Origin of the sequence: Shewanella sp. Pdp11, from assembly GCF_002838165.1 — a bacterium.
Classification (GTDB): Bacteria; Pseudomonadota; Gammaproteobacteria; order Enterobacterales; family Shewanellaceae; genus Shewanella; species Shewanella hafniensis.
Genome location: NZ_CP015194.1, coordinates 4,863,936 through 4,890,230 on the forward strand (window position 1 = coordinate 4,863,936; position 26,295 = coordinate 4,890,230).

The window sequence follows — 26,295 nt, forward strand, 5'->3', positions numbered from 1 at the left end:
AGTTGCTCGCCCCACGCAGCACAGCCGATTTAACTCTATTAGCGTTGGCCTCTTATCCGTTAAGCACGAGTACTGACTTCATTTTCATGGCAAAATCAGTTAGCTTGTTTGTATGATTTTGAAAGTTATATGGAATGCGATATGCACGAAGGATTTATCTACAGTTTAGTGCTAAGCGGCGCCCAAGCGGGTTCCACCTTAAGCTTAGAACAGATCGAAAAATGGGATCCGCAGGATGGCCTACTCTGGTTGCACCTTCGCTATCGCAATAAAAAGGCGCGCCACTGGATACTCAATAGCGGCCTGCCGAAGGTCGAGAGTGATGCCCTACTCGCCCAAGATACTCGCCCCCGCGCCGTTATCGCCGGCGAAGGCATATTACTCGCGTTACGCGGCGTCAACCTCAACCCCAATTCAGCTCCCGAAGACATGGTGGCCGTGCGTATTTATGCCGATAAACAGCGGATCATATCCACCTGCGATCGCGAGTTACAGTCGGTCAAAGATGTCGCCGAGCTGATCCTTGAGGGCAATGGGCCTGCAACTACGGGCGACTTTATCGTCGCTGTCTGCGAGCGACTCACTAACCGTAAAGTCGAGTTCATCGATAAGTTAGAAGAACAACTCTCTGATTTAGAAGAGCTCGTTGTCTCGGGCAATGTAAAAGACTTACGCACCGATATCGCTGAACTACGCCGCCAAACTGTCGCCATTCGCCGCTATTTAGCGCCCCAGCGTGAAGCCTTTTCAAAAATGATTTCCGAGCAAGTTAGTCTGTTTAACGATTCGGAGCGACTTAAACTCAGGGAAACAAATGATAAGCTTATCCGCACCATTGAAGATCTCGATGCCCTGCGCGATAGGGCGAATGTGACTCAGGAAGAATTACTCAGCCAACAATCGGAACAGCTCAATAAACGCTTATATTTCTTATCCTTAGTGTCGGCCATCTTCTTACCATTAGGCTTTTTAACCGGCTTACTCGGGGTCAATATTGGCGGCATACCGGGCGCCGACAACACTTGGGCCTTCGCCACCTTCTGCGGCATATTAATCTCACTCGTCGCCCTACAAATGGCGCTGTTTTATCGATTTAAGTGGTTATAGCCACCTTAAAAACAACAACGCCAATCGATTAGGATTGGCGTTGTTTTCGTTCATTCTTATAAGCTGAATGTTATGAGCTAATGCTTATGCTCTAAGCGGGCGATTATGTCGTCGGCAACTCAAACACATGAGTCATGACTTTATAAAGCTCTGTCCCTTGGTGCACAGATGCCGAAGCAAAGTGCAAAATCGGCACGCAGTCCTGCGGCAAACGGACCGTCTTTAGCTCATCCGCCGTACCGTATAAATCCATTCGCAGTAAATTTACTAAGGGCTGTCCCGCAGCCAGTGGTTCACCCACAAGCGCGAGATATTCCACTAACCCAGCACTTGGCGCGTGATACTTTTTATAGTCCTTAAGGTAACAACCAAAGCGCTGCATTTTAGCGGGCGCAACGGTTTCAGCGATCACGCCGCGGTAGCTTAAATATGCCAAAATCCCTTGGGCATCAACCAACGCATCCTCAAGACAGACGCGCTCTTGGCTCGCCAATTCTAAGGTTAACGCTGACACAGCAACGGCTAGATCGCGCCCCTGTGCTTTTGCAAAATCACTTAATTGCCACCAAGGACAAAACGCTGCTTCATCCATAGCACCACCAAAGGTATTGGGGATAACGAGCGTATAAGGGATCGACAAATACTGTGCGGCAGCTAAGTCATATTCAGGACAATACAAATGCTTACAGGATTTAGGACCCGTATGCAGATCGAGCACTATATCCGCGCCATGGGCCATTATCTGCAAGTTGACCGCAAGCCTATGGCCGGTTGTAATGCCCCATTCATGCCGTAATTTTTGCTGACAGGCTTCAACCAAAGTACTGCGATAAGCTTGGATCAGCTCGTTATCACTGAGCTTGGCATGTTCGCTATACCAAGTTGGCAAATCGATAGCATGATTCAAATACTCACGATTCCAGTTCGCCCCCGTAATAGGGTCAAATCGGCCGAGGGTAAACTCACCACTTTTTTGGTTGATCCCAAGGGGATTGGCTAATGGTACTAAGGTGATTTCACCGCGGATGTCACAGAGTTCGAGCTGCTTCATCAACTGATAAATCACCGCATTACCTTGCACTTCAGCGCCGTGTACATTGGCCTGAATATACACTTTGGGGCCAGTCACCTTATCGTCGCTCGGCTTAAAATGGTAAATAGGCAAGGTAAGCGCTTGCCCTGCGGCAAGCTCCCCAATTTGCAGGGACGATGTTGTCGGCGGCATATTAAGCGCCTTCGAACAGATTTTGATGCAGCGATTTCACCACTTGCGCCGCTTCCGATTCTGCCACTAACACACACAGATTATGTGGGCTGGCGCCTTGGCAAATCATCCGCACATTGTGTGGTTCTAACACTTCAAACACACGGCGACAAATACCCGGCGTGGTCGCAATGCGGTTACCGATAATCGCCACTAAGGCTAATCCATCTTCGACGCGCACCCGGCAATGCTGTGATAATTCTTGCAACAATGCCTCACTCAACAAACCTTGGCCACTTGAATCTGAGCCAGTTTTATCGAGGGTTAGAGACACGTTCACTTCTGAGGTGGTAATTAAATCCACACTGATCTTATGTCGCGCCAATGTCGCAAAGGTTTCCGCTAAAAAGCCCTGTGCATGCAACATTTGCAAGCTGTGAAGATTTAACAGGGTTTGGTCGCGGCGCAAAGCCACAGCGCGGAATACGGGCGCATCTTCCACTTGATGACGGATCCAAGTCCCGCCCTTTTCAGGCTCTTTACTTGAACCCACAAACACTTGAATTTGCTGACGAACGGCAGGAAGAATGGTCGCAGGATGCAATACCTTGGCACCAAAGGTCGCCATCTCGGCGGCTTCATTAAAGCTGATCTCGGCAATCGGAAAGGCATTGGGCGCAAGGCGCGGATCGGTTGTATAAATCCCTGCGACATCGGTCCAAATCTCTACCGCTGAGGCGCGTAACGCTTCGGCTAACAGCGCAGCAGAATAATCACTACCACCGCGGCCTAATGTTGTCGTTTGACCTGCTTCATCGGCACCGATAAAGCCTTGTGTGACAATCACTTGTTCCGCTAGCAGTGGCTGAAGATAATCACGAGCTAAAGTCGCAATCTGCTCAACCTGAGGTTCCGCGCGGCCAAAGTGGCTGTCGGTACGTAATACTCGGCGTACATCGAAGGCGCTGGAGTTAACACCTTTCTCGCGGATGACTGCTGAAAACAACGCCGAAGAACATTGCTCACCGAGGGACAACAACTCATCCATGGTCGCTTTGCTGCGTTGTGATGCGAGCGCGTCACTCAATACTGACATGCGACTCAATAATTTATCTAATGCGGCGGCCACATCGTTAGGACGACCAAGCTTATCTAAAATCGCATATTGAATTTGGGCAATTTGTTTTAATCGCTGTAATCGACCATCGTCGTTGATGGATTCTTGAGTCAATTCCACTAACAGATTGGTCACGCCACTCGATGCGCTGACCACGACTAAACGGCAATGAGGATTGGCTAACACTATGTCGGCACAGCGATTCATAGCGTTATAGTCGGCGACTGAGGTGCCACCAAATTTTGCGACAACGAGGGACATTAGCGCACCTCCGTGAAACACGTAGGGCAAGAAATAAACGCAGATTGAATAAAATATTGATTAACTAACATGATCACACTCCGAACTAACTTCGTTCGAAGAGCCTGGTGCTCAATGATAACGCACCCCAAAAGAAGGGAAACAGCAATCGTCACCAGAAGCTCTCCACCAATTACAGGTGACAATCGTCAGGATTCAGCCTGAGCGACCGACATAAACATGCAACAACCATATCTATGCCTCGGCGTTAATCTCCCTCATCAGTCATCGCTGGAGTTTGTGCTCCTCTGACCGACTACCTAGTTAACGCTCCTCTTCTGTTCCTTTCCTAGGGAAAGGGACGAAAAAAGTAGCAATAAACCCCTAATGAAGTCAATGCTAATTTCATAACAAATGAATAATTTAAATAAAATCTTTTGAAAACAACTAAGTGCTTAAATCGGGCAACTCGTATACCAGCTGCACATAATCACTAAATTTGCCTAAACACACTTCATCATGTCCGGCCAAAGTGCAAGGCACTAAGCTCACCTCCCCTTGTTCGACTACATAAATCGCGTACTGATTAAATTTCTTCCCCAATTGCAGCGCCATCGTTCTATCGATAAACACGGCCCAGCTTTTTTCCATGTGGGATAAATCCGGCGCCGCGCCCACTAAAGCACGATAGGGACTGCCGAGTAATTCAATTTCACGGAGAAGTTGGCGATCGAGTAAACGGTTTTGACTGGGAGAAAGCAGCTTTGAAGCGGGATTATGAGCGGTAATAACAGCAAAGGAAAAATCACAGGATAATGCTTGAGTCAGCAAAAATAACGGCGCTTGGTAACATTGCCACAAATCTTGAGTCGTATTGTCCATTGGTAGTCTAATCGAAAAATGAACCCAGGCTAGTGTAGCAGAGTGATTGTAAAATCCAAAGAGGCGTGAACTGGCTCACAGGAATCGCAAATACATTAGTTATACTAATCAATAGCTAAAGTAAATATCATGGTAAAAACCTCGACTCACCTAAAATTTGTTAACATTTCATTTGTTAACAAATGACTAAAACGAGTACAATGTACGTACTGGTGAGTTGAAACAGATTGAGCAAGATGCTTATCGTTCAATACAGTTTGTTACATATATCGCTTTAAGTAACGTGAACTGACCGGGCATCTGTTTAAAATGTGTTCTACATTTGATTTGTCTTTTAAACATTTAAAAAAAACAATAGTTAAGGAACTTATTCTAACTATTGCTTATCGAAGTTGGTACTGATTACGTTTTCTCGTATTACACTTAAACGTGCACTTAATCTACATCCAGATATAGATGTCACCGTAAAGATTTTCCTTTTGAGCACAAAGCAGTTCAAGGAAGTATCAACGCTTTTATGAATATAAGAGCCCGAAGTAAGTTGCTCTTATTGGTTAGTATAAACTGATTAAAATTTAGGTAAATAATATGCAAAATCCGCACATTCTGATCGTTGAAGATGAAGCCGTTACCCGTAACACGCTGAGAAGTATTTTCGAGGCAGAAGGGTATGTGGTAACTGAGGCCAATGATGGCGCAGAAATGCATAAGGCTATGCAGGAAAACAAAATTAACTTGGTCGTTATGGACATTAACTTGCCAGGCAAGAATGGCCTGTTGTTGGCACGTGAACTACGTGAAATCAACAACATCGGTCTGATCTTCCTGACAGGTCGTGACAACGAAGTCGACAAAATCCTTGGACTTGAAATTGGCGCGGACGATTATATTACCAAGCCGTTCAACCCACGTGAATTGACGATTCGTGCTCGTAACCTTCTGACTCGCGTCAACAGCGCTGGTGCCGAAGTCGAAGAAAAGAGCTCAGTAGAATACTATCGCTTCAACGATTGGAGCCTAGAGATCAACAGCCGTTCATTAGTGAGCCCACAGGGTGAATCTTACAAACTGCCACGTAGCGAATTCCGCGCTATGCTGCACTTTGTTGAAAACCCAGGCAAAATTTTGACTCGTGCCGATCTACTGATGAAAATGACTGGCCGTGAACTTAAGCCACACGATCGTACTGTAGACGTGACTATCCGTCGTATCCGTAAGCATTTCGAAAGCTTGCCAGATACGCCAGAAATCATCGCCACTATTCACGGTGAAGGCTATCGCTTTTGCGGCAACTTAGAAGGCTAATCGCCGCTAAGCAACACCCGCATGAGAAGCAGGATTGATTTGATAAGCATCAATCCACAAAAAACCAGATCTTAGGATCTGGTTTTTTTATGCCTGTTACTTAGCGCTTTCCAGCTGTCTATCAAGGAAATCCGCTAATGAGCGATATAAGTGATTACGCACTTTCTCGCCACGCATCGAATGTTTAGATCCAGGATAATCGATCATCTGGAATAATTTGCCTTCATCCTGCAGCGCTTTATAAACCCGAGTGCTGTTTTCAAACAAGACGTTATCGTCAGCCATGCCGTGATACATCAATAGACCTGCTTGATAGTTTTTCACGTAAGGAAACACGCTGCTGGCTTCATAACCCTTTTCATTACCTTCGGGGTGACCTAAGTAACGTTCAGTATAATGGGTGTCATACAAGCGCCAGTCGGTCACAGGTGCGCCCGAAATCGCGGCTTTAAAGTAATCTGGCGCCTTAAATAAACTCATCAAGGCCATATAACCACCGTAACTGTGGCCGTAAATCGCCACATTATCGGCATCGACAAAGGGCTGACTCCGTAAATACTCCACCCCCAGTTTTTGATCATTCACTTCAGCTTCGCCCAAATGACGGTAAATCACCTGCTCGAACTGAGTGCCTCTGTGGGCGCTGCCGCGGTTATCCAACTGGAATACCACATAGCCTTGTTGCACCAGATACTGGGTAAAGTAGTCCTGCTCGCTCCAACTATTAGTCACTAACTGGGCGTGCGGCCCACCGTAAACTCGCACTACGACAGGGTATTTCTTGCTTGCATCGAAGGGAACGGGTTTGAATAAGCGGGTTTGCAGCACTTGGCCATCTTCGGCTTTCAGTTCACCAAATTCAGGGATTTGCCATAGTCCCGCATAATCATATAAAGGATGACCTTGCTTAACCGCATTTTGCTCGACCCAAGCCAGTTGCTGGCCCTCGTCACCGTGTAAACTGATTTGCGGTGGCTGAGATAAGCTGTTGAAATAATCCAGATATACGCTCTGATTATCGGCGAAAACAGGATTGTGCATCCCCGCTTGCTTGCTCACGCGCTCAACCTTGCCGCCCGCTAACGGCACGCGATAAAGCTGTTTTTCGATTGGCGTGTCTTTGCGGCCAGTGAAATACACCCAGCCTGCGGTTTCATCTATGTATTCCAGCTCATCGACAGCCCACTCGCCCTTAGTCAATTGCGTTTTGAGTTTGCCTTTTAAGTCAAAAAGATACAGATGATTAAAGCCGTCACGCTCAGACGCCCAAATAAAGGCAGACTGCTGCTTTAAGAAGTGCAGATCGTTATTGAGGTTTACCCAAGCATCACTGCGTTCTTTCACTAAGGTTTTTGGCTTAGTCAGTGCATCTAACGCCACTAACTGCAAATCGAGCTGATGTTGATCGCGGCTCTGCCACTGGAACGACAAGTGTTTGCTATCGGGCAACCAATCGACACGCGGCAGATAAATGTCTTTGCTCTTGTCTTTGCTATTCTCTTCGCGCAGGCTCACCCAATTGATGGCCTTATCTTTTAGCGTGACCACACCTAATGCGATGTCGACGTTGTTTTTACCTGCAGCAGGATAACGCTGCTCGGTGAGTTTAATGCCATCGGCATAGATCTCATTGCGCGTCACTTGCTCGACCGCAGATTCGTCGATACGGGTGAAGGCGATAGCCGATTCATCGGGCGCCCACCAGTAACCGGTCATGCGATCCATTTCTTCTTGAGCGACAAACTCAGCCATGGCATTTTTAATTGCCCCGCCGCCATCGGTCGTCATAGCTTGGAGTTTTTTCGTCGCCAGATCTAACACATACAAATTTTGATCCCGCACGAAAGACACAAAATGCCCCTTGGGCGATAAGCGTGCATCTGTAGCAAACCCTTCGCCAATCGGCAATTGAGTCACGCTATTGTCGACGAGGGAAAAGTAATACAGATTGCCAGAGGCCGGAATTAATAGCGCTTGGCTATCATCGGCCCAGAAGTACTCCATAATGCCTTCACCATAAATACGTTGGCGCTCGCGGCGGGCTTTTTCTTCATCGGATAATTCATTGGTCGCAAGTTTATCGGCGTTTAATAGCAAACTCGACTCACCGCTTTTGACATCCATCTGCCAGAGATCATAAAAACTTTGATTGTCTTTACGGCCAGCAAGATAGGTGACGCGCAGCCCATCGGGTGACAATTTTAAACCACGGGGACTGGTGCCTGCTAAGGCGGGCGAGGCATTCATTCGCTCAATCGTCAATGGCAGTTTGCCGCCTTCCATTGCCAAAGCTGGGGTGGTTGTTGAAATCATTGCTGTCGAAATCATGGCCATTTGGCTCGCTATCAGTAGGGGAACGGCGCGCACCTTAAGCGAGCTCGCAGGGAACCAAGTTAACCTATTTTTAATCATTATTATTCCTTGGAAGTGTACTCGCCTTAGGCTGGCGATTAAAAAACTGCCGCCATTGTGCCAGAGGCGCGCTACAAATAGAAAGCGCATGCAATATGCCGATACAAATTAGGATCATCTCGTAGGCTCAGTCCAAATAATCCCTAAAAGCCCTAATATTCGCTAAAAGCATCAGCAACATCGCTGAAATTGTCGACTAACTGAGTTATCATTCGCGGCAAATAACGAAATTGACCTCATTGTTGAACCTCTAAAGGACATAACATGCAGACTCTGACCCAGCACCTGACCTCACAGGCAGTGAACGACTCCCTCTCCCACCTCATTTTAACCTTAGCCGACACCTCAAAAGCCATTAGCCATGCCGTTCGCCACGGTGCGCTTGCAGGCGTGTTAGGCGCGACTGAGCAAGAAAACGTCCAAGGTGAAACCCAGAAAAAACTGGATATCATCACCAACGACATGCTCAAAGATGCATTAAAAGCTGACGGTACAGTGCGCGGTTTGGCATCGGAAGAAGAAGATCATGTAGTTGAAGTCAGCCAAAATGGTCAATATCTGGTGTGTTTCGATCCACTAGATGGCTCATCTAACATAGATATCAACTCGTTAGTCGGCACTATCTTTTCTGTCCTGCCCGCCCCTGCTGGCGAGTTGACTGAAACCAGCTTTTTACAATCTGGCCGCGCGCAATTAGCCGCAGGTTATGTACTTTATGGTCCATCGACCATGCTGGCATTAACCACTGGCCAAGGCGTGCAACTCTTTACTTTGCACCCAGAAACCAATGAATTTTTACTGACTAACGCCGCCATGAGCATTAGCCCAGAGACCCAAGAGTTTGCCATTAACATGTCGAACCAACGTTTTTGGGAAGCGCCAATGCAAACCTATATTGCCGATTTACTGCTCGGTAAAATTGGCCCACGCGAAAAATCATTCAACATGCGCTGGATTGCGGCCATGGTCGGCGACGTACACCGCGTGCTATCACGTGGCGGTATTTTCACCTACCCAACAGACAATAAAGATCCGAAAAAACCGTACAAACTGCGCTTGATGTACGAAGCCAATCCAATGGCTTTCTTAGTCGAACAAGCCGGCGGTAAGGCTTCTACCGGTTATGAAACCATTTTGGATATTCAACCAACACAAATTCACCAACGTGTTGCCGTCATCCTAGGCAGCAGCAACGAAGTCGACGCTTGCCTGAGCTACCACGGTATCGATTACAGTGAAGAACCAAATATAGAGTAAGCCGAATCGCTTACTTTCTGATTTTTCATGATAAAAGCCACTGAACACAGTGGCTTTTTTATTGTCGCAGAATACGACATTTGAGTTGTGATGCGGCTTTACCGCTGAAGAAATTGCGGCCTAACGGCCGAGGCAAGTCAAAGTCGTGGGCTTCACCCCTCAGCCTAATATTCGTGCTGTTTAGCACAATGCTATATCGATTGCGGCCTTACGGCCGAGATAAGTCAAAGTCGTGGGGCTTCACCCCACACCCGACCAAGAGGGGATCAACAGCAATTCCCTCTTGCCTCTTTGTTAACAAGAGTCCTTGCCGAACAACGTCCATGTCTAACTGCCAGTTCAGATCACCCCTTGATGGATGCTTTAGATAAAAGTGTTAAATTAGGTGATGCCGTTGAAAAGCTAAGAAACATACCTGGTTTCTCAAAACTGACAGCAAAATTGGAAAAGGAGTCAAAAGAGATTTTGAAAGATACAGAAGAAAAAGTAGCACAGGCGATATCAACGGTTGCGAAAGATGGGACAGGTACAAATCTTTAGGACTAACAGCTAACACCAAGGCAATAGAAGTTCACCTCCCCTGCGAAGTTGCTGAAGGGCGTTGAAGAAAATAGCGTGACGCAGACAGGACGTCTGCGTAGCTTTCGGGGGGAAGGGACGCCCCATCGGAAGCGTTAGCGATTTTCGAATAAGCACGAAGCCACTAACCAATGCATATAACTTCGCTAGGGACGCCGGGGGATTTCCAAAAGGGGAACAGGCGCTTTTCCCCTTTTGGTCGGGTGTGGGTTGAAGACCCACGACTTTGATTCACCTCAGCCGTTAGGCTGCAATTAATAGCTGCGATAACTTTGTTAGTGTAACTCCAATCAAATCATCACAATTGATTGGGGGGTGAAGACCCCGACTTTGACTTACCTCGGCCGTAAGGCCGCAAAACCTACTAACCACTAACCCGCAACACAAAAATTTTGCTGAATCTTCCAACGGCGCTGCATCACTGGGATAGAGAACCCATAACATACCACCACAATTAAAGGTTGAAGCTGAAAACTCAACTCAGGCCACAACATAAAAGCAGCCACGCAAGCCACAGTGCGCACAATTGCATGCACAATCGCCACCTTTTGCGCCGCTAAAACACCGTGGACTAACCACATTAAACCTGTTTGCACCGCAAGGGCGAAAGGCAGGGCTAAATAGTTTTCTATAAAAAAGGGAATACTGATGCTAAAGGTTAAAAAACTCATCCCCATCGCAGCCAAAAACACAGTCTCAAACCAATTACGATCTGTGCTTTTCTTGAAGGAGATATTCTCGCCCGTCAGCCGCGAAACTCCCATAGCAAGATAGACAATAGAACCCGTTCCGATAAATACAGCCATCACCAACTGCGAAGGAGTTAATACAAAGCTCAATATAAACAGTAAGCTCCACACTATCATGCCGGATAAAGGCATAGCTAAAGCACGTTTTTGGCGGTATTCGATTAATTGTTGGTCCAGTGATTTATGTTGCATGATTAAGCCTCCTTGTTGGTATGGCTTTAGTATCCCTATATCCGCTAAATCACGGCAGTGTGAGTTGTCAGCAATAGAAGATGACAAATGTCACCTCTTTCAACAAAGTCCTAAAAAGTGTAAAAACGTGATCCTCTATTGCTGAATTTACTTTGGTATCTGCTTGAAAAAAGCGACAATCAAACATATCGAAGACATGAGTAAGTTAGACGCTGCCGCGCTGCTAAACCCTGAATCGGGTTTAGATGACGACAATGTCAACAGAAAGCGCAATAACAGCATATATCTCACGCTTTACCCTAGGGTTATCGCGCGCCTAAAATGCGCGATGTTACTGTTTTAGTCGTTGGTAACTCGATTTTTTACCGCATTTTTAGATTAAGGGTTAAATGGAATATGGAAAAAATATTTGAAAGGCTAATGTATGCATCTCGCTGGATTATGGCGCCGATTTACTTGGGATTAAGCCTAGTCCTAATCGGTTTAGGCATTAAATTCTTCCAAGAGATCTTCCATATTCTGCCGATTATTTTTGAGATGACCGAAGTGGATCTGGTGCTGGTCACCCTGTCCTTAATTGATATCACTCTAGTCGGCGGCCTGATTGTGATGGTGATGTTTTCTGGCTATGAAAACTTCGTGTCACAATTAGATGTGGGCGAAGACAGTGAGAAGCTCAGTTGGCTCGGTAAGTTAGATTCTGGCTCATTAAAAAACAAAGTCGCCGCTTCTATTGTGGCGATTTCATCCATTCATCTACTAAAAATCTTTATGGATGTGAAGAATATCGATAACGATAAAATCATGTGGTACCTATTAATCCACATCACCTTTGTGTTGTCCGCCTTTGCCATGGGGTATTTAGATAAAATGACCCGCGCTGGTAAGTAGCAAGTTCGAGCCTTCGTAAGTGGAGCGAACACGGTGTTAACGCTGTGTAAGGTTTTGAAAGTAAAAACTAAACGAAGATAACGTTTCATTCGTTTCTGCTAAATTAAAAAGCCACTCTATTGAGTGGCCTTTTAACAAAATAAAAACCCAAAAAATCCAAAAAATAATATTAAAACCCACTATTTAACGCATGACTGATCCCACACATCCCAACTTTATTTTCACCTTGTTGACTCATTAATCAGCACTCATTTAAATCTTAATACGGCTATTTGTAATATCTATTCTTTCAACTTATTGTGTTAAATATCTAGATATCAGTCATACGGTTTAAATCTATTAAAATACTTACCCAAAAGTGTCAAAAAACTCTATAATCGCCACCCTTTTTGACAAACTCGTCACTAACGCATCCATTCGTAAGTAAACATTACTGTAAGCGCAAGGTAGTAAAGTGAAAACACAGTTACTGGCTCTCATGCTCGTCAGCCATATTGGCTACGCCCATGCCAAGGAAGATTTGGCCTCAACTCTAAACGCAGAAGGAATACCACTGAAGAGTCATAGCATCGATTTTATCGATAAAAATCTCAAATTAACCTTGGCCTGTTCCGTTGGAGATCTGCAACCTAGCATCAATGTCACTATGTCGGAATCCTTCGCATTTAATGGTGATCCTAGCGTACTCATCATTACCAGTGGCGAACAGGCTAAGCTGAAATTGCATGGTACTGGCTCACTGATGAATTTCAGCAGCGGGGGCACAGCCAACCCAGATCTATGGGCAAGTTTAGGTGAACTGCAGGCTCAACAAATACACCTTGAAGCAGTATCTTTTCGCTCTAGCAAATACACTAGTGCAGACCTCGTTGCCGTAGGCTTTGCCGATGCAGTGGTCAGACTGAAACAAGATTGTGCCAAGTAGTCACCTCAATCAGCATTTAATCAAATCGTAAAAACAAAAAGCCACTGATGACAGTGGCTTTTTGCATTTATGGTATATGACTTAACGTCCAGATTAGCTCTTTGCTAGTTCAACCTGATGCACTTTCTCGGTTTGGTCCACTATGGTCAATACCGCAGCATCACCTACCACGTTACAAGAAGTCAGCACCATATCGATAATGCGATCTAACGCCGCGACAATGGCGAAGGCTTCTATCGGTAAACCCATTTGATGGATTAACACGCCTATCATCACCATGCCGCCGCCGGGCACACCGCCGGCACCGACAGAGAGCAGGAAGATGCTAAATAGCAGCGAAGGCAATTGATCAGAGGTGATAGGCATACCAAAGGCGTTAGCGACAAAGAAAATCGCGATAGTGATGTAAATCGCCACGCCGCCCATGTTCATGGTCGCGCCGAGCGGCACACCAAAGCCTGCTACCGCGCGATTCACACCTAACTTTTCGGTTAAGGTACGCATAGTCACAGGAATCGTCGCATTCGAGCTTGCGGTCGACAGTGAAAACAACACTTGCTCTTGGGTCTTCTCGCGGAAGGTTTTGGCCGAAATTGGGGTAAATATGCCCACCGCCATTGGGTAAACCACAAAAATCCACAGTAGTAGCAGCGCGAGGATCAGCACCATGTACTCAACTACGCTCATAAACACGCCAGCATCTAAGGTCGCGCCGAGCTTGAACATCAAGGCAAACACACCGTAGGGCGCTAGGCTCATCACCACAGAAATCAGCTTCATCATGATTTTATTCGCGGTTTGAAAACCTTGCACAGCGCCAGCGACATGCTCACCGAGTGACTTAATCACGCCGCCAAGCATTAGGGCCATAAAGATCACTTGCAACATATTGCCCGACATAAACGCCGCCACAGGGTTACGCGGGACTATGTCGATCACCAGTGCCATCAGACTTGGCAGCTCAGTTGCAGTAATGGCCAGGCCGTCTGTGCTGCTCATATCGACACCTTTACCTGGGTCGAGTAACAGCACGACTAATAATGCCGTCGCGATCGCGACAAAGGTATTGATGATATAGAAACCGAAGGTCTTACCGCCTAAACGGCCAAAACTTTTGAGATCTTGCAGCTCACAGACACCACAAACAATACTCACAAACACTAATGGCACGACTAGCATCATGATCATATTGACGAACATAGTGCCAACGCCGCCGGCAAGCTCGACCAAATTGTCCGAGAAGAAACCGATATCGTTTAAGAAGTACTGCACTATTGTGCCGAAAATAAGACCCGCAAACAGACCTATAAAGATCCGCGTCGAAAGTGATTTAATCATGCTTGTGGTTTCCCCAGAAATGTAGTTTTTTTGTTATTCATCTTCCATGATGAGCACAATTGCCAATCCATTTTTGGCTTAGGCAGGGGATAGTGAAACATGCTAGCCGTTAATTCAATGAATAAATTTCATTTTTTCATCTTGAATTAAGCTAACCGCATCACGGAAAATTAGCATTCATTTGATTTTTAATGATAAAAAATAATTATGTTCAATCAATGAGCAGACTAAAGACTTATTTAAAACCGTATATTTAAACAGAATGAAAACCAATAAATCACAATGAAAACATATTAAAAACAATTAGAAAATCGACCTCAGTCTTAATGACTAAAATTCAAATTATAACGGAATTTAAAACTAGATAATTAGTGTAAAGCAGAGAGATAAAGTGCGTGATGACTAAATATATGGCACTAACACTAGTTCAAGCCCGTGAGCTAGCAGGTGTTGCTGTTTAATGCTAATACTGTGTTGAGTTAGCCAAAAAGCTAATTCTTGCCAACGCTTTAAATCGGCATGCTGAAGATATTTGGTCTGTTTCGCTTGCTTGTCGAAATCATAGGTTGAATTAATTTGCCCAATGGCCAACAACTCGGCAGCAGCCGTTAGCGCAAGTTGCGGCACAAGGTAATGGGTCACGCCCATTAAGGTATGGGCGATTTGCAGCCCTGCGGGATCTAAGTCGGTAAAAGCGATAACCGGCAATCTACCTGCCATAGCTTGTAAAAAGTGCCGCACGCCAATCGGGGAATGATGGCCGCTACCTCGGTAGATAACCATCACATGGGTTAAATCCTGTGGCAAACGCGCTTGATGGATAACGTCAAACACATCCAAGTTTTCAACCACTAAGATGGCGGCGACATTGAGTTCATGGCAATGCTTTTGCGCTTCATCCAAAGGAATACGTAGTGATGTGCGTGTTGAAATCCCAGTTGGCGACGATTCAAAACCTAGATACTTCATCAAAACGTATTCGGCTTCGGGACGGATCTTAGCGAGCTTTTCAGCGTGACTTTTGGCGGACATCGCCATGCGATCGACATTGAAATCCAGATCCCTGAGATCGAGCCCCATTAGCGCCAATACGCTTTGCCTTAGCAGATCAAAGTCTTTGGGCGCGAAGCACAAATGCTTTTCAGACTCGTCTAACTCGCCCACTTCTAACTCGCGGTAAATCGCGCGCCAGTTAGCCGTGAGCTTAACCTTGGGAGAACGCTTAATAAAAGCCTTCTCCAACAGTTGCAGTTGTTGCTGGCCTAGGCGAGCCATAACTCAACATCGCGAATGATAAAGTTACCGCTATAGATAGGATGTGGCTCACCTAATGGCTCAAGCTCAAAGTAGGCTTTATGTTCATCTGGCAGACCTTCGTAGCCACCAATCACTTGATAAATCCAGCTCTCGGCTTCCCAAGGCAAGGCCTTATCCAGCAGATATTCCAGCGCCGATTGGCGCAAACCAGACTCAATTACATCGACAAAATAGGTATCCACCGCCTGCTTAAGTGGATTATCGGGCACATCGAAGTCTTCACTTTGGGTGAGTGACACTGACGCATCTCGCTCACGTACCGCTTCAATCACGGGATGACGACTGATAGCCTTGATATGCGCGACTATACCCATTAACTCCAACTCTTGGCTGGCGTTGTGCACGTCTACCGCAGCAGGTGCGAGCAAGACTTCGGCGCGATTGAAAAGACTCGGAATGTCCTTGTGGGACACATGGTCCGCAGGCCGATAATCCGGATGCAAATCAGTGTAGAGCAACCAGCCCTTGAGCAAACGGGTACGGCCACGGATTTGCCTAAAGCGACCTAAGAGTTCGAGTAAACGTCCCTGCACTACGCTCAGTTCCTGGGCGCAGTCGCTCATGGTTTCTTGTAAAGTCGTCACTAATAGTTTGCGCAGCTCACGGATATCGCCAGCGATTTCGCCTAGCTCACTAAACTGGAACATCTCTAAGCCATTAAGCAATTCAGACACTTGGCTTTGGGCTAATTCGTTTTCGCGGATCTTAGCGTTGATCGTACCCACATAACCGAACTCGTTGTTGATCCGGCCCCAGAGCACACGGATCGAATAACGCAGACTATCGGCGAAACTATAAACATGCTCGCTCAAATCCGATAAATAGGCCTCGGCGGCGCTGTAATCAGAGCTATGACGCGCCTCTTTGTAGTGGTCGGCCAAGGTTTTAATGGTCGCGAGAGCCGAACCGACGTTAGAGTCGATTTGGCGATTACGCTCGTCGCTTAAGCCTTCTTCGAGTAAGGCACGCACGGAGCGTTTAAGCCGCAACTCTTGATCTGGCTCTGGCCGCCACAAAATACCGGCCTGTTTAAGCTTTTCAACCACGCTTGGATCATGCGCATCTTCGTTAAGAGAACCCGCCAAATAGGCGTCCATAATAATGTCAGCATGGCGACCTAACTGCTTGAGCAGTTTCACACCCGCCTGATGTAAGTTACTGCTCATCATGGCCTCCTTGGTCGCAGCTTTTACCTAGGTTTAACAGTGCCAACATTAGATTAAGTCCCGCTGGGTCGCCGTTTCCGCCTGCGCTTCTAGGCTTAAACCTTCGGTTTCATCGATAAAACGAATGACTTCATACAGATAATCCAGCTTACCCGTGGCGATATAGATTTGCTTCTCCGCATTGGGGCGCACTAAATAGCCGAGTTCGACTAATCGTTTGAAGACTAATTTGATTTGCGCATCGCTGTTGGTACTGGTCGAGCCAAATAGACGATATTGGCTGAGTTTGGCTAACTGCTCACGGAACGCCGGCGTGTCTTCGATGCGACTTTGCAGCTCAGTTAAACGCACGGGCGCACCTTCGCTCAGCGGCGCATCTTGACCACTGGCTTCTTGCACTAATACCAGCCATTCCACCAGCGGGATAAGTGCCTGACAGATATCTTTAAACTGCGATGAAATCACTTTGCGTTCGCTATCGCCAAGCTGCAAATAACCACAGAAGAACACATCGCCTTCGGCGGCGGACGCCACGGTACGGTTGATTTGATTAAGATAGGCTTCGACCCGCTCGCGGGTGCTGTTATTTTTAAGGGCGCGCCAGCCTTCTTCATTGGTAGTGCGGCAAATAAACTCGCCCTTGAGTAACAGCTCAATTAACGCGCCAGTGCCAACTAATACGGTTTGGTTCGATTCGTTCATGGCGCTCATTAGATGGCCTCCTTGCTCAGGCGTTTACTCAACATATCAGCAATCGGGTTGACCTTAGGCTTCACCACCTGCAACTTCTTGGTTTGTTTGTTGATAATGTAACGGTTGGCGAACAAGTTCAGCACCTCGGACTCTGGGTTCGGGAAGGCGCCCAGCACACAAATGTTGTTGTTTTCGCAGGCATCGAAAATCTTCTTCACGTTGGTATGGTGCAAAGTGCCCAACTCATCGATTGGCCAGTGAATGGTCACGTCGGCGCGGCCACGTAGCAAACGCGTGAATGCCAACAGGAACTTACACAAAATCAGATACGCCATACCGTGGCTTGAGGATTCGTTAAGCTGTCTGTCGGTGCGGATAATCAGATCGCTGTTACCTTCTTTAAGACGCAGCTCGATTTCCAGCAACTTAGAGATGCCCCCCGTTAACGCAGCGCGGCCGATAATGTCTAAGGCGCGGCGCATGCTGTTGGTGTAATCCTCATCGGGCAAGCCATTAAAGCCATCGGCTTTCCAATGTTTAAAGGCTTTGACGAACTGTTCAAGCTCAGGCCAGAACTCTAACTCGCTGATGCGCGAACGAATTCGTACCGCCGATTCAGACACGCCATCGAGGAATAACTCTTCACCCACTTCGCGGGTAATGCGTGCACTTTGGGACGCGATGCGACGGTCAATATCGGCTAATACATCGTAGAAGGCGGTTAAGTCGACGCCAAAAATCCGTCCTTGCTCACGCAGCGCAGTAATCGATTGCGGCACTATCACGTTCAGCAATTGCTCAAGCTGTGGCACTAACTTGCGGTAATCCAGCAGACGAATGCCTTTGTCGTTGATAAAGCTCGATTCTTCGCGGGCACGCTCCCAGGTTTCGGCAAGGCCCGAACCTGACTTGCTGGCGATCACTGAATCGAAGTGCTCTACATATTGCTTGACCGAGCCCATCAAGTAATCGCGTTTTAGCAGTAAATCTTCACCTTGGCGCAGACGCTCGCCTAGGCTGCCTTGGGCTTCTTCGTTATTATTCGGTAACTTAAGCTCGGCGAGTTTACGCATTACGGCACGTAATTTAGTTAAGTTTTCAGAGGCTTCAACCTGCGCCGCATCGGACACTTTACGCTCGGTTTCGAGTTGTTGACGGCGAGTCTTAACATCCTGAGTTTTCGCCTTAAGTTGTTGATCGATTTCCGATACCGCGCGCTTCACATCGCTAAGCTGAGTTTGCAGTTTAGGTTTGCGCGCAAGCCAAGTGTGCTGATACCAATCGTCGAAGCGCAGTACGTCGCTGCGACGCTGCTCAGCGCGGCTAATTTTAGTTTCTAAATCACGAATTTGTTGCTTGAGTTTGAGGATATTATCCTCATCCACACCGCGGGATTTAAGCTCGTTTTTGTACCAAGTCTCACAGGCTTTCTGCTCGATTTTGGCACTTTCGCGGCGTCCTTCAATGGTCGCTTTAATTTGGCCGAGTTGATTGTCGAGCGCGCCGATAACTTCCTGCCAATAGGCATTCTTTTCCATGCGCGCTTCTAGCGCTTGCTCTTTTTGATCTTCGAGCCAGAGTTCGTGCTGATGTTTAAGCTGTTTTAGCTCACCATCGAGTTGAGTCAGTCTTTGTCCCGCATGGGCTTTGCGCTCGCTCAATGCTTTGTTAATTTTCTCTTGCTCGCTGCGCTTTTCATCAAATAGGCGACGCAGATCGTCACGGCTATTTTTGTACGCCGTGCGGGCAAAAGTCAGTTCACGGCTGAGATTATCCAACTCGCCATTAATGGCCACCAGCTGAGATTCGGCCTCGGCTTGCATTTCTTGGGCACTAGTGTGGGCTTCTTCGGCTTTGCTTAACCGAATCCGCAGCTCTTGTTCAGAGGCGGCATATTCAGGCACATCGATCGCTTTAAGATCTAAATGCACGCCAAAGAAAGCTTCGCTCGATTCGCTAACCTGACTTTGATGTAAAAAGCTTGGATGTAAATCGGTGCGATGCAGCAGTTCAGGCGCGATCACTTTCCCTAAACTTTGCTCCCAGCCTTGGGCTTCCTTACGCAAAAATTCCAATAGGGTGTGGGATTGCGGGAACAGCATGTGGTGCAGTTCATCCAGCGCAGTTTGACGCTCGTTCACCCTTAAGGTGGCGATACGCAAGGCTTCGTTGGCTTGATCGCGTTTAGCTCTAAGCTTACGCTCATCGCTGCTTAAGCGTTCAACCTTGGCATTGCAGCTTTCTTGTTCTTCGTCGGCGCGGTGAATACGTTCGTCGAAAATCGCGAGACTCAGCTTTTCTTCTTCGGTGTAAGTCACTCCATCAACACGCAATTTAAGCTCGGCGGCAGTGAGTTTGAATTGGTATTCCTGCTCGCTAAAGCTAGCCTTGCCCGCATCCATTTGGTTGCGCCATTGCAGCTCTAGGGCATCAATATCGGTGCGCGCGACTTCACGTTGCTTATCGCGGGCTTCGCGCTGCTTGTCTTGGTCGCTATGCAGGCCTTCAAGCTCGCGGTTTAACTGCTCGCCAATCTTACTGCGACGGGCATTGTAGGCCGCCTCAATATCTTGGTGCTTCTCGGTTTGAAGCTTATGGCGTTCACTTAAGTTTTCAACATCGGTGCGCCAGTTCGGCAGCATCTCAAGATCGGCCTTAGCTTGCTCTATGTTGGCATCTAAAAAGGCGCTGTGCTGATCTTCAATGGCATCGAGTTCATACTCGCACTTCGCCACATCACCCTTGGCGGCCGATAAATCGAGGTTGAGCTCATCGCGCTGCTCTTTCCATTCGTCATCAAGCAATCTGAGCTTTAAATTCAGCTCTTTAGATAAGGTTTGCTGAATATCTTGGCGATCGGCTTCTAAGGTTTCATCGTTGCGATAACCACGGGACAAGCTCGATAAGCGCATCTCTGCACTGAGCAGTTGGTTAAATTCTTGCTCGAGTTTTTCAAATTCGGGGCGAATAACTTCAAACCCTTGGATAAGTTGGCTTTCACGGATCCACGCCTCAACGCGCTGCGGGTTTAAGCGTGAGCTGGGCGGATTAACTCCGTCTTCCTCTAAAATGGCCGCGATCATGGATTTGACCGTCTCCATCTTGCCTTCTTTGGAGTGCACCGCTTTGGCGAGTTTTTCGATGTGGCGCAGGGAATGCTCGCCCTCACACAGGGCAAATTGGCGGGCATAGCCGCGCAGTTCGCTGCGGTTACTGCCCGTGCTTAAGAGGGTGCGATCGTTTTGAATAATGGCGCGATATTCACGGGTGTTGAGTAAGTTAGTGGTGGCGATACCAGCACGTTTTAAATCACGGCCTAATTCCGCCATGGTGTGGCACAGAATAGTGTCACCATTTTGCGATTTAATATAATCGCTTAGCTCAAAACCTTTGGCGATAAAGCGATAGTTAACCCCCTTGCCATCACCCGCCGAAGCCAGCACGGCTTGGTACAGTAAGCCATCGGCCTTTTGATATTCGTAAATGATGTAGCTTGAATCGTGTGGCAAGTACCAACGCTCGAAACTGTCGCGGGTCGAAGGCACCACGCGGCTTGGGTATTCGCCATAAAAAACAGGGACTAGACGTTGTAATGTCGTCTTACCCGAGGCGTTAGTACCACAAATGTTGGTATGGCCATTGAGGGCGAGTTCCACAACGCCCGGAAGGTGCGTATCAATCAGCACAATACGAATCAAGCTTGCCATTTCATTCCTTATGCAAACGGGAGCGTCTTATCTAAGCTGCAGAAGCCTTCTACAGGACAAAGCAAAACAATCCAAGAGGGCCACAGACCTTAACAAGCACGGTAAAAAAGTGCTGTTAAAATCATGGCCTAAAAATAGTGCCCCTAAAATAAGGCAATCGCGGTGTATTGGCAATTAAGCGGCGCTGCACTAATGCCATGGCTCACAATCTTTACGCCTCGAATTAGGCCCAGAACTAAGCTCATAACTAAGCTACTAGCAAAGCCAATACTAACCGCCAATGATACGACAACTTAGCCCAAATAGGCGGCTAACAAAGCGGCAATTAGCGCAGTAAAAGGTAAATTTTAGCGGTTATCTTCAAGGCGCAGGCGTTCGGCGATCCGGCTATAGATCAGCATCATTTCCGCCAGCGATCCCACTTGCATGCCTTTCATCAAATTGGCGCGGTGGATCTCGACCGTGCGCATGGCAATACAAAGGCTATCGGCGATCTCTTGGTTCTTCAGACCTTGGGCAATCAGGTTGAGTATCTCCCGCTCCCTTGGCGTGAGTGCTTGATACGTCTCAAGATACTGATTGTCTTGATGATGCGCCTTGGTATGTTCCAACGCTTTGACAACCGCTTCGGCTAACCTAGCGCCATCGGCGGGCTTTTGAAAAAAATCCACCGCACCGAGTTTAAGCGCATCTACTGCCATAGGCACATCGCCATGGCCGGTCAAATAAATCACCGCTAACGGACTATTTTTGGCGACTAATTCAAGATGCAACTGCGGGCCACTCAACCCCGGCATACGCACATCGACTAACGCACAACCCGGCAGAGTTAAGTCCACAGTAGTAAAAAAGGCTTCGGCGCTATCAAAGTCGGTGATCTTAAGGCCATAACTTTCAAGCATAAAACGCAAGGAACGACGCACTGAGTCATCGTCATCGATTAAATACACAGGTAAGGCAAGACTCATTATTGTGCTCCATTGGGTTCAGGTTTACGCGGTATAGCCACCTGCGCTTGGCAACCGCCACCCATAGCGCTTTCTAGGCTAAAGGTTCCGCCATGGCTCTCGGCAATATCGCGGCAAATCACTAAGCCTAAACCTAATCCCTCTGATTTAGTGGAATAAAAGGCTTGCATTAGCAGGCTGGTCTCTTCGGTTAACCCAGTGCCATTATCCGTGACTGTCAGCAAGAGTGTGCGTTCTTGATAGCGAAGATCGATATCGATCGTCGGAACATAGGGCTTATGCATTACGCTCTGTTCTGTGCCACTGGATTCAAGCTCTAACCGCTGAACGCAGGCGTCAAAGGCGTTTTTCAGCAAGTTAAGCAACAACTGCTGCATGCCGACTTCATCGAGGGACTGTAAATAGGGCTCACCGCTCACATTCACGGCAAGATTGATTTGATGTTGCTCAAACTCATAGGCGAGCAGCGGCACAGTCTCATTGACCAGCTCATGCAAGTACAAAGCTTGTTTCGATACAGGCCGTTTCTTCAACAAGTTACGTAAGCGGCTGATAATACTGTCGGCGCGCGTGACTTCCTGCTGGATAAGCGTCAATACCGATTGCAGTTCCTCAGGGCTCGTCCCCCGCTGTAATCGCACTTCGGCGCCATGGCAATAATGGCCAATCGCCGCCAAAGGTTGATTGAGTTCGTGGGAGAGGCTAGCGCCAAGTTCGCCAGCAATCGCGATACGCTGAGCATGTTCCAGTAGCGCGCGGTTTTCATTGAGCTGGCGCTGAGTGTTAATCAACTCCCGGCCGCGACGGCTAAAACGATACTCCAACCAGAAATGGTACGCATTGAGCAGCACCAAAATCCCCAAAACAAACCAAGCCCATTGTTGATGTAACTTGACCCACTGCCACGCTCTTTGCCACCAAGGTGTTTGTAAGGGATGCATGTCGAGATCTTTGAGCAGTTGATCGATCGCCAGCTGACTCACTGCCGTGGTCCAACCCGCAGAATCGGAAGACTTAGCGGCTAGGTGATCTTCGGGCAGCGCTAGCAGCGCTTGGGTCACGCTTTTAGCCAGAGACTGGGAGGCGCGATTGGTCTTCGCCATGGACCAGTTGGGATAGAGGCGAGTCGAGACTTGGCAATGAAATCCCACCGGAGTTTGGTTATCGAGCACCCGATAATGGCCGATATTAATCAGCCCTTCCGTTTGCATCTGCTCAAGCTGACACACAGGCACCACAGCTGCATCCAGTCGATTATCTTTCGCCGCATCATCACCACTTTTTTGATCATCTAACTGATACAACAGATTATCTAGCGGGAACCCCAGCGGAATAATCTCACCCACAAAGCGAGGCAAATCTATGCCTTTTAGCTGCGCTTCGTAAACTAAGGTCAAGTAACCGCCGAAGGCATTTTTCGACACTATCCCGAGTCGACGTCCCTTGAGATCACTTAAGGTGTGATAGGGTGAATCGGCGCGCACCACCAGCGCCGAACCCACTTGCATCGCCGCACCATTATTTAACGGACTGCGCAGAGTCGCCAACCAAGTGAGGGAATATTGCCGCGCCAGCATCACGGACTGCCCAGGGTTGGTAATTACAAAATCAAGCCCTTGAGTTTCAACGCCCTTAGCGAGCTCATCGAGGGTGAGAGGATGTAACCTAAAGTAACTGTTGGGAATTTGGGTTTCAAGCCAACCCATTAACGGCTGCCAGCGGTTGATGGTCGCCTTATAACCGCGGATGGCTAACACGCCCACATCGACCACTTGATAACCGGGTTCTTCGATAGCGACTGGCGCAACAACCTCAGGGTCAGTTAATCCCGAATGCGCACTTTGATTCTGCGGCTCTACGGCAAACACGTTTGCCGAAGCGAGTAAGCACGCTAATAACGTGATGAACACCTTAGTCCTAAGTGACATCCTTAAAATCGTTCGCTGTGTCATATTAGGCTCGATTGAACCTTGAATCGATAACGGCCACTTGAGTGACATCCCTGAGCTAAACACTATTTTCATCATCCTAAATAACGTGAAGTGCAATCCTTTATCCCCAATCACTCAAATTCAACTCAACTTCAACTCAAGCTCAAATCCAGTTAAAAGCAGATCCAATTCAAATTGAAAGCAGGCCAAACTTAAGTTTAAAAGCCGTAAAAATAAAACCCTAGCATTTTGAAGGCTATTCTAACGGATATTTGTTGCGCTAGATCAAATCCACACCCGATATGTGGAAAACCACTATAGTTATGCCGCCTCGCCTTTTACAGAATGCCTGTAAACCTCGCCATAAACCTTAACGCTAGGTCTATGAGCCAGTTTATTCGCCATCTGCAAGTAGTGAAGGAAATCTGTATGGACAAGAGTAAACGTCAGTTTCTCGGCAAAATGGCCAGCGTCAGTGTTGGCGCCGCACTCATCCCTGTCGTGCAAGTGTATGCACAGGATGATAAGCGCAGCCCTCAAATGCACAGTGCCAGCGAAGGCCAAGTGGGTAAACGTTACGGTATGGTGATCGATCTACGCCGCTGTGTAGGCTGCCAAGCCTGTACCGTCGCTTGCACTATCGAGAATCAACCGCCCCTCGGGCAATTTCGCACCACAGTGCAGCAGTATGAAGTCTCGCAGCAGGAAGATACCACTCCGCCTGCGTTTTTAATGCTGCCAAGACTTTGTAATCACTGCGAAAACCCGCCATGCATCCCAGTTTGTCCTACGGGCGCGACCTTACAGCGCAAGGACGGCATAGTCGTCGTCAACAATGAATGGTGTGTTGGTTGTGGCTATTGCGTGCAAGCCTGCCCCTATGATGCGCGCTTTATCAACCACGACACCAATACCGCCGACAAATGTACCTTCTGCGCCCACAGGTTAGATGCAGGGTTACTGCCCGCCTGTGTCGAAACCTGCGTAGGAGAAGCCCGTGTGATTGGCGATCTGAATAATCCCAACAGCCAGATAAGCCAACTGCTTGCCGCCAACAAAACCGATATCAAGGTGCTCAAACCGACGGCCAACACTGCGCCACGGGTGTTCTACATCGGCATGAGCAGCGCTTTTGAGGACAAGATTAGCGGCCAAGCCCCCGTTAGAACCTTACTTACCGATACTGGCGAGGAGATCCACCATGGTCATTAAAGAAATCTTTACCCCAGATATCGCCATTACTTGGCTACCTTGGGCAGTGCAATACTTTTTTATGATGGGGCTCGCCTACGCCAGCGTATGGGTAGCGACAATACACTTGTTTAGCCAACCCAAACCCGATGACAGATTGCTGAAGCTCTGCGCCTGTTTAATGTTAACCGCAGGCATAGTCGCCCCTATCGCCTTACTCGCCGATTTACACCAACCGCTGCGGGCTTGGCATTTTTATGCGCAAGTTCGCCCTGATTCTTGGATGTGGTATGGCGCCTTTTTACTGCCCGTATTCTCGGGCACCAGCGCAGTGTTTGCTTGGCTGCTATTGCGTCAATATCTGCCTAAGCACACCACGAATCAAGACTCAGATTGGGTGAATAAAATAGGCCAATTACTGAGATTCGGTGATTGGAACAGTGACAAATTCATCAAGCCGATCGCGATTATCACGGCCCTGAGTGCCTGCAGTATCGCCCTCTACACTGGCATGGAAACCATGGCCATTAAGGCGCGGCCACTGTGGCATACCTATTGGCTGCCACCTTTGATGGCGATGAGCGCCCTGCTCGCTGCCTGCGGCACTTTGGCAGTATTGAATCGACTATTAAAAGGCTACCAACAGCGCACCCAAGACAGCCTATTACTCTGGGTAAGAGCCAGCTTTAGTCTGTTCGCCCTATGCCTTATCGGCTGGGCGTTATTCGATAAGGGCTCGGCTCCTGAAGCCGCGTTATTGCTGGAAACCAGCCCAAGTTGGCAACTGGCTGCGATTTGGGTGCTGGTCACGCTCGCCGTGCTGGCACTGATGCTCGCCATTCGTCACTTACCCAATATGACAATGCTAATCGTCAGCCTCACGGGCATTCACCTTGCGTGGGGATTTCGCTGGATAGTGCTAATTCAAGCGCAAACCGATCCTAAATACGGCGCGGGGACTTATCTCTATCAACTGCCTTGGGGACCCGAAGGGCTATTAGGAATAGCCGGTACCTTCGGCCTCTGGTTAGCATTAATGGCGCTGGTCTCCGAACTTATTCGCCACACGCCTGCGGCAAAACTTGCTCGCTGAGCACCCAAATAGTTTACAGAATTAAGGAGTC

20 protein-coding genes and 1 riboswitch are annotated in these 26,295 nt (G+C 47.8%); of the genes, 8 read left to right on the forward strand and 12 right to left on the reverse strand.

All coding sequences use genetic code 11. The features are described 5' to 3' along the window. Positions 1-141 precede the first annotated feature (141 nt). On the forward strand, positions 142-1,107 hold the full coding sequence (locus tag AYJ58_RS21395; protein ID WP_012588585.1) for a zinc transporter ZntB: 966 nt from the start codon (positions 142-144) through the stop codon (positions 1,105-1,107). A 103-nt stretch (positions 1,108-1,210) separates the two neighbouring features. On the opposite strand, the gene AYJ58_RS21400 is transcribed toward AYJ58_RS21395, so the two are convergent. From AYJ58_RS21400 to AYJ58_RS21410, 3 genes are all read right to left on the reverse strand, one after another. Then, positions 1,211-2,332, reverse strand: a complete 1,122-nt coding sequence (locus tag AYJ58_RS21400) for a succinylglutamate desuccinylase/aspartoacylase family protein (protein ID WP_106651650.1) — start codon at positions 2,330-2,332, stop codon at positions 1,211-1,213. Between the two features lies 1 nt (position 2,333). Next, a complete protein-coding gene (lysC, locus tag AYJ58_RS21405) occupies positions 2,334-3,689 on the reverse strand; it encodes a lysine-sensitive aspartokinase 3 (protein WP_063881752.1) in 1,356 nt (451 codons plus the stop codon). A gap of 150 nt (positions 3,690-3,839) precedes the next feature. Further along, a riboswitch (Lysine riboswitch) is annotated at positions 3,840-4,014 on the reverse strand. Between the two features lie 101 nt (positions 4,015-4,115). Next, positions 4,116-4,550, reverse strand: coding sequence for a DUF3293 domain-containing protein (locus AYJ58_RS21410; RefSeq protein WP_006080129.1), 435 nt, complete (start codon positions 4,548-4,550; stop codon positions 4,116-4,118). Positions 4,551-5,138: 588 nt separating this feature from the next. Here AYJ58_RS21410 and arcA point away from each other — a divergent pair. Beyond that, positions 5,139-5,855: a two-component system response regulator ArcA gene (gene arcA, locus AYJ58_RS21415; RefSeq protein WP_006080127.1), complete on the forward strand. Its 717-nt coding sequence runs from the start codon at positions 5,139-5,141 to the stop codon at positions 5,853-5,855. Positions 5,856-5,951: 96 nt separating this feature from the next. Here the strand turns inward: arcA and AYJ58_RS21420 are convergent, their stop codons facing one another. Beyond that, the gene (locus tag AYJ58_RS21420) at positions 5,952-8,267 is read right to left on the reverse strand and encodes a S9 family peptidase (protein WP_106651651.1); all 2,316 of its coding nucleotides are present in this window, start codon (positions 8,265-8,267) and stop codon (positions 5,952-5,954) included. Positions 8,268-8,531: 264 nt separating this feature from the next. Here AYJ58_RS21420 and AYJ58_RS21425 point away from each other — a divergent pair, with 264 nt between their 5' ends. Together AYJ58_RS21425 and AYJ58_RS21430 are read left to right on the forward strand one after the other, a co-directional pair. Then, positions 8,532-9,524, forward strand: coding sequence for a class 1 fructose-bisphosphatase (locus tag AYJ58_RS21425; protein WP_106651652.1), 993 nt, complete (start codon positions 8,532-8,534; stop codon positions 9,522-9,524). 354 nt (positions 9,525-9,878) lie between these two features. Beyond that, a complete protein-coding gene (locus tag AYJ58_RS21430) occupies positions 9,879-10,064 on the forward strand; it encodes a hypothetical protein (protein ID WP_106651653.1) in 186 nt (61 codons plus the stop codon). A gap of 410 nt (positions 10,065-10,474) precedes the next feature. Here the strand turns inward: AYJ58_RS21430 and AYJ58_RS21435 are convergent, their stop codons facing one another. Continuing rightward, positions 10,475-11,044 carry a DUF7010 family protein gene (locus tag AYJ58_RS21435; RefSeq protein ID WP_106651654.1) on the reverse strand — a complete coding sequence of 190 codons (570 nt, stop codon included), beginning with the start codon at positions 11,042-11,044 and terminating at the stop codon, positions 10,475-10,477. Positions 11,045-11,440: 396 nt separating this feature from the next. Here AYJ58_RS21435 and AYJ58_RS21445 point away from each other — a divergent pair, with 396 nt between their 5' ends. Together AYJ58_RS21445 and AYJ58_RS21450 are read left to right on the forward strand one after the other, a co-directional pair. Continuing rightward, entirely contained in the window at positions 11,441-11,935 is a 495-nt protein-coding gene (locus AYJ58_RS21445) for a TIGR00645 family protein (RefSeq protein WP_006080109.1), read from the forward strand. A gap of 454 nt (positions 11,936-12,389) precedes the next feature. Then, a complete protein-coding gene (locus tag AYJ58_RS21450; RefSeq protein WP_106651656.1) occupies positions 12,390-12,860 on the forward strand; it encodes a hypothetical protein in 471 nt (156 codons plus the stop codon). Positions 12,861-12,953: 93 nt separating this feature from the next. Here AYJ58_RS21450 and AYJ58_RS21455 read toward each other — a convergent pair whose 3' ends face one another. The 7 genes from AYJ58_RS21455 to AYJ58_RS21485 all read right to left on the reverse strand — a co-directional run bounded on the left by AYJ58_RS21455 (position 12,954) and on the right by AYJ58_RS21485 (position 24,001). After that, positions 12,954-14,198, reverse strand: a complete 1,245-nt coding sequence (locus tag AYJ58_RS21455; RefSeq protein WP_006084179.1) for a dicarboxylate/amino acid:cation symporter — start codon at positions 14,196-14,198, stop codon at positions 12,954-12,956. Between the two features lie 402 nt (positions 14,199-14,600). Continuing rightward, positions 14,601-15,473 carry a DUF7281 domain-containing protein gene (locus tag AYJ58_RS21460; protein ID WP_106651657.1) on the reverse strand — a complete coding sequence of 291 codons (873 nt, stop codon included), beginning with the start codon at positions 15,471-15,473 and terminating at the stop codon, positions 14,601-14,603. Continuing rightward, positions 15,461-16,681, reverse strand: a complete 1,221-nt coding sequence (locus AYJ58_RS21465; protein ID WP_106651658.1) for a phosphoenolpyruvate carboxylase — start codon at positions 16,679-16,681, stop codon at positions 15,461-15,463. Before AYJ58_RS21465 ends, AYJ58_RS21460 begins: the two co-directional genes overlap by 13 nt. 48 nt (positions 16,682-16,729) lie before the next feature. After that, the gene (locus AYJ58_RS21470) at positions 16,730-17,383 is read right to left on the reverse strand and encodes a condensin complex protein MksE (protein WP_198555712.1); all 654 of its coding nucleotides are present in this window, start codon (positions 17,381-17,383) and stop codon (positions 16,730-16,732) included. Positions 17,384-17,391: 8 nt separating this feature from the next. Then, positions 17,392-21,081, reverse strand: a complete 3,690-nt coding sequence (locus tag AYJ58_RS21475; protein ID WP_106651660.1) for an ATP-binding protein — start codon at positions 21,079-21,081, stop codon at positions 17,392-17,394. Positions 21,082-21,428: 347 nt separating this feature from the next. Then, positions 21,429-22,049, reverse strand: coding sequence for a response regulator transcription factor (locus tag AYJ58_RS21480; protein WP_106651661.1), 621 nt, complete (start codon positions 22,047-22,049; stop codon positions 21,429-21,431). Further along, positions 22,049-24,001 carry a sensor histidine kinase gene (locus AYJ58_RS21485; RefSeq protein ID WP_106651901.1) on the reverse strand — a complete coding sequence of 651 codons (1,953 nt, stop codon included), beginning with the start codon at positions 23,999-24,001 and terminating at the stop codon, positions 22,049-22,051. Before AYJ58_RS21485 ends, AYJ58_RS21480 begins: the two co-directional genes overlap by 1 nt. A 408-nt stretch (positions 24,002-24,409) precedes the next feature. Between AYJ58_RS21485 and dsrO the strand changes: the two genes are divergently transcribed. Then, positions 24,410-25,192: a sulfate reduction electron transfer complex DsrMKJOP subunit DsrO gene (gene dsrO / locus AYJ58_RS21490; protein ID WP_106651662.1), complete on the forward strand. Its 783-nt coding sequence runs from the start codon at positions 24,410-24,412 to the stop codon at positions 25,190-25,192. Continuing rightward, positions 25,182-26,264 carry an NrfD/PsrC family molybdoenzyme membrane anchor subunit gene (nrfD, locus tag AYJ58_RS21495; RefSeq protein ID WP_106651663.1) on the forward strand — a complete coding sequence of 361 codons (1,083 nt, stop codon included), beginning with the start codon at positions 25,182-25,184 and terminating at the stop codon, positions 26,262-26,264. The genes dsrO and nrfD overlap by 11 nt, the downstream gene beginning before the upstream one ends. The last annotated feature ends 31 nt before the right edge of the window (positions 26,265-26,295 follow it).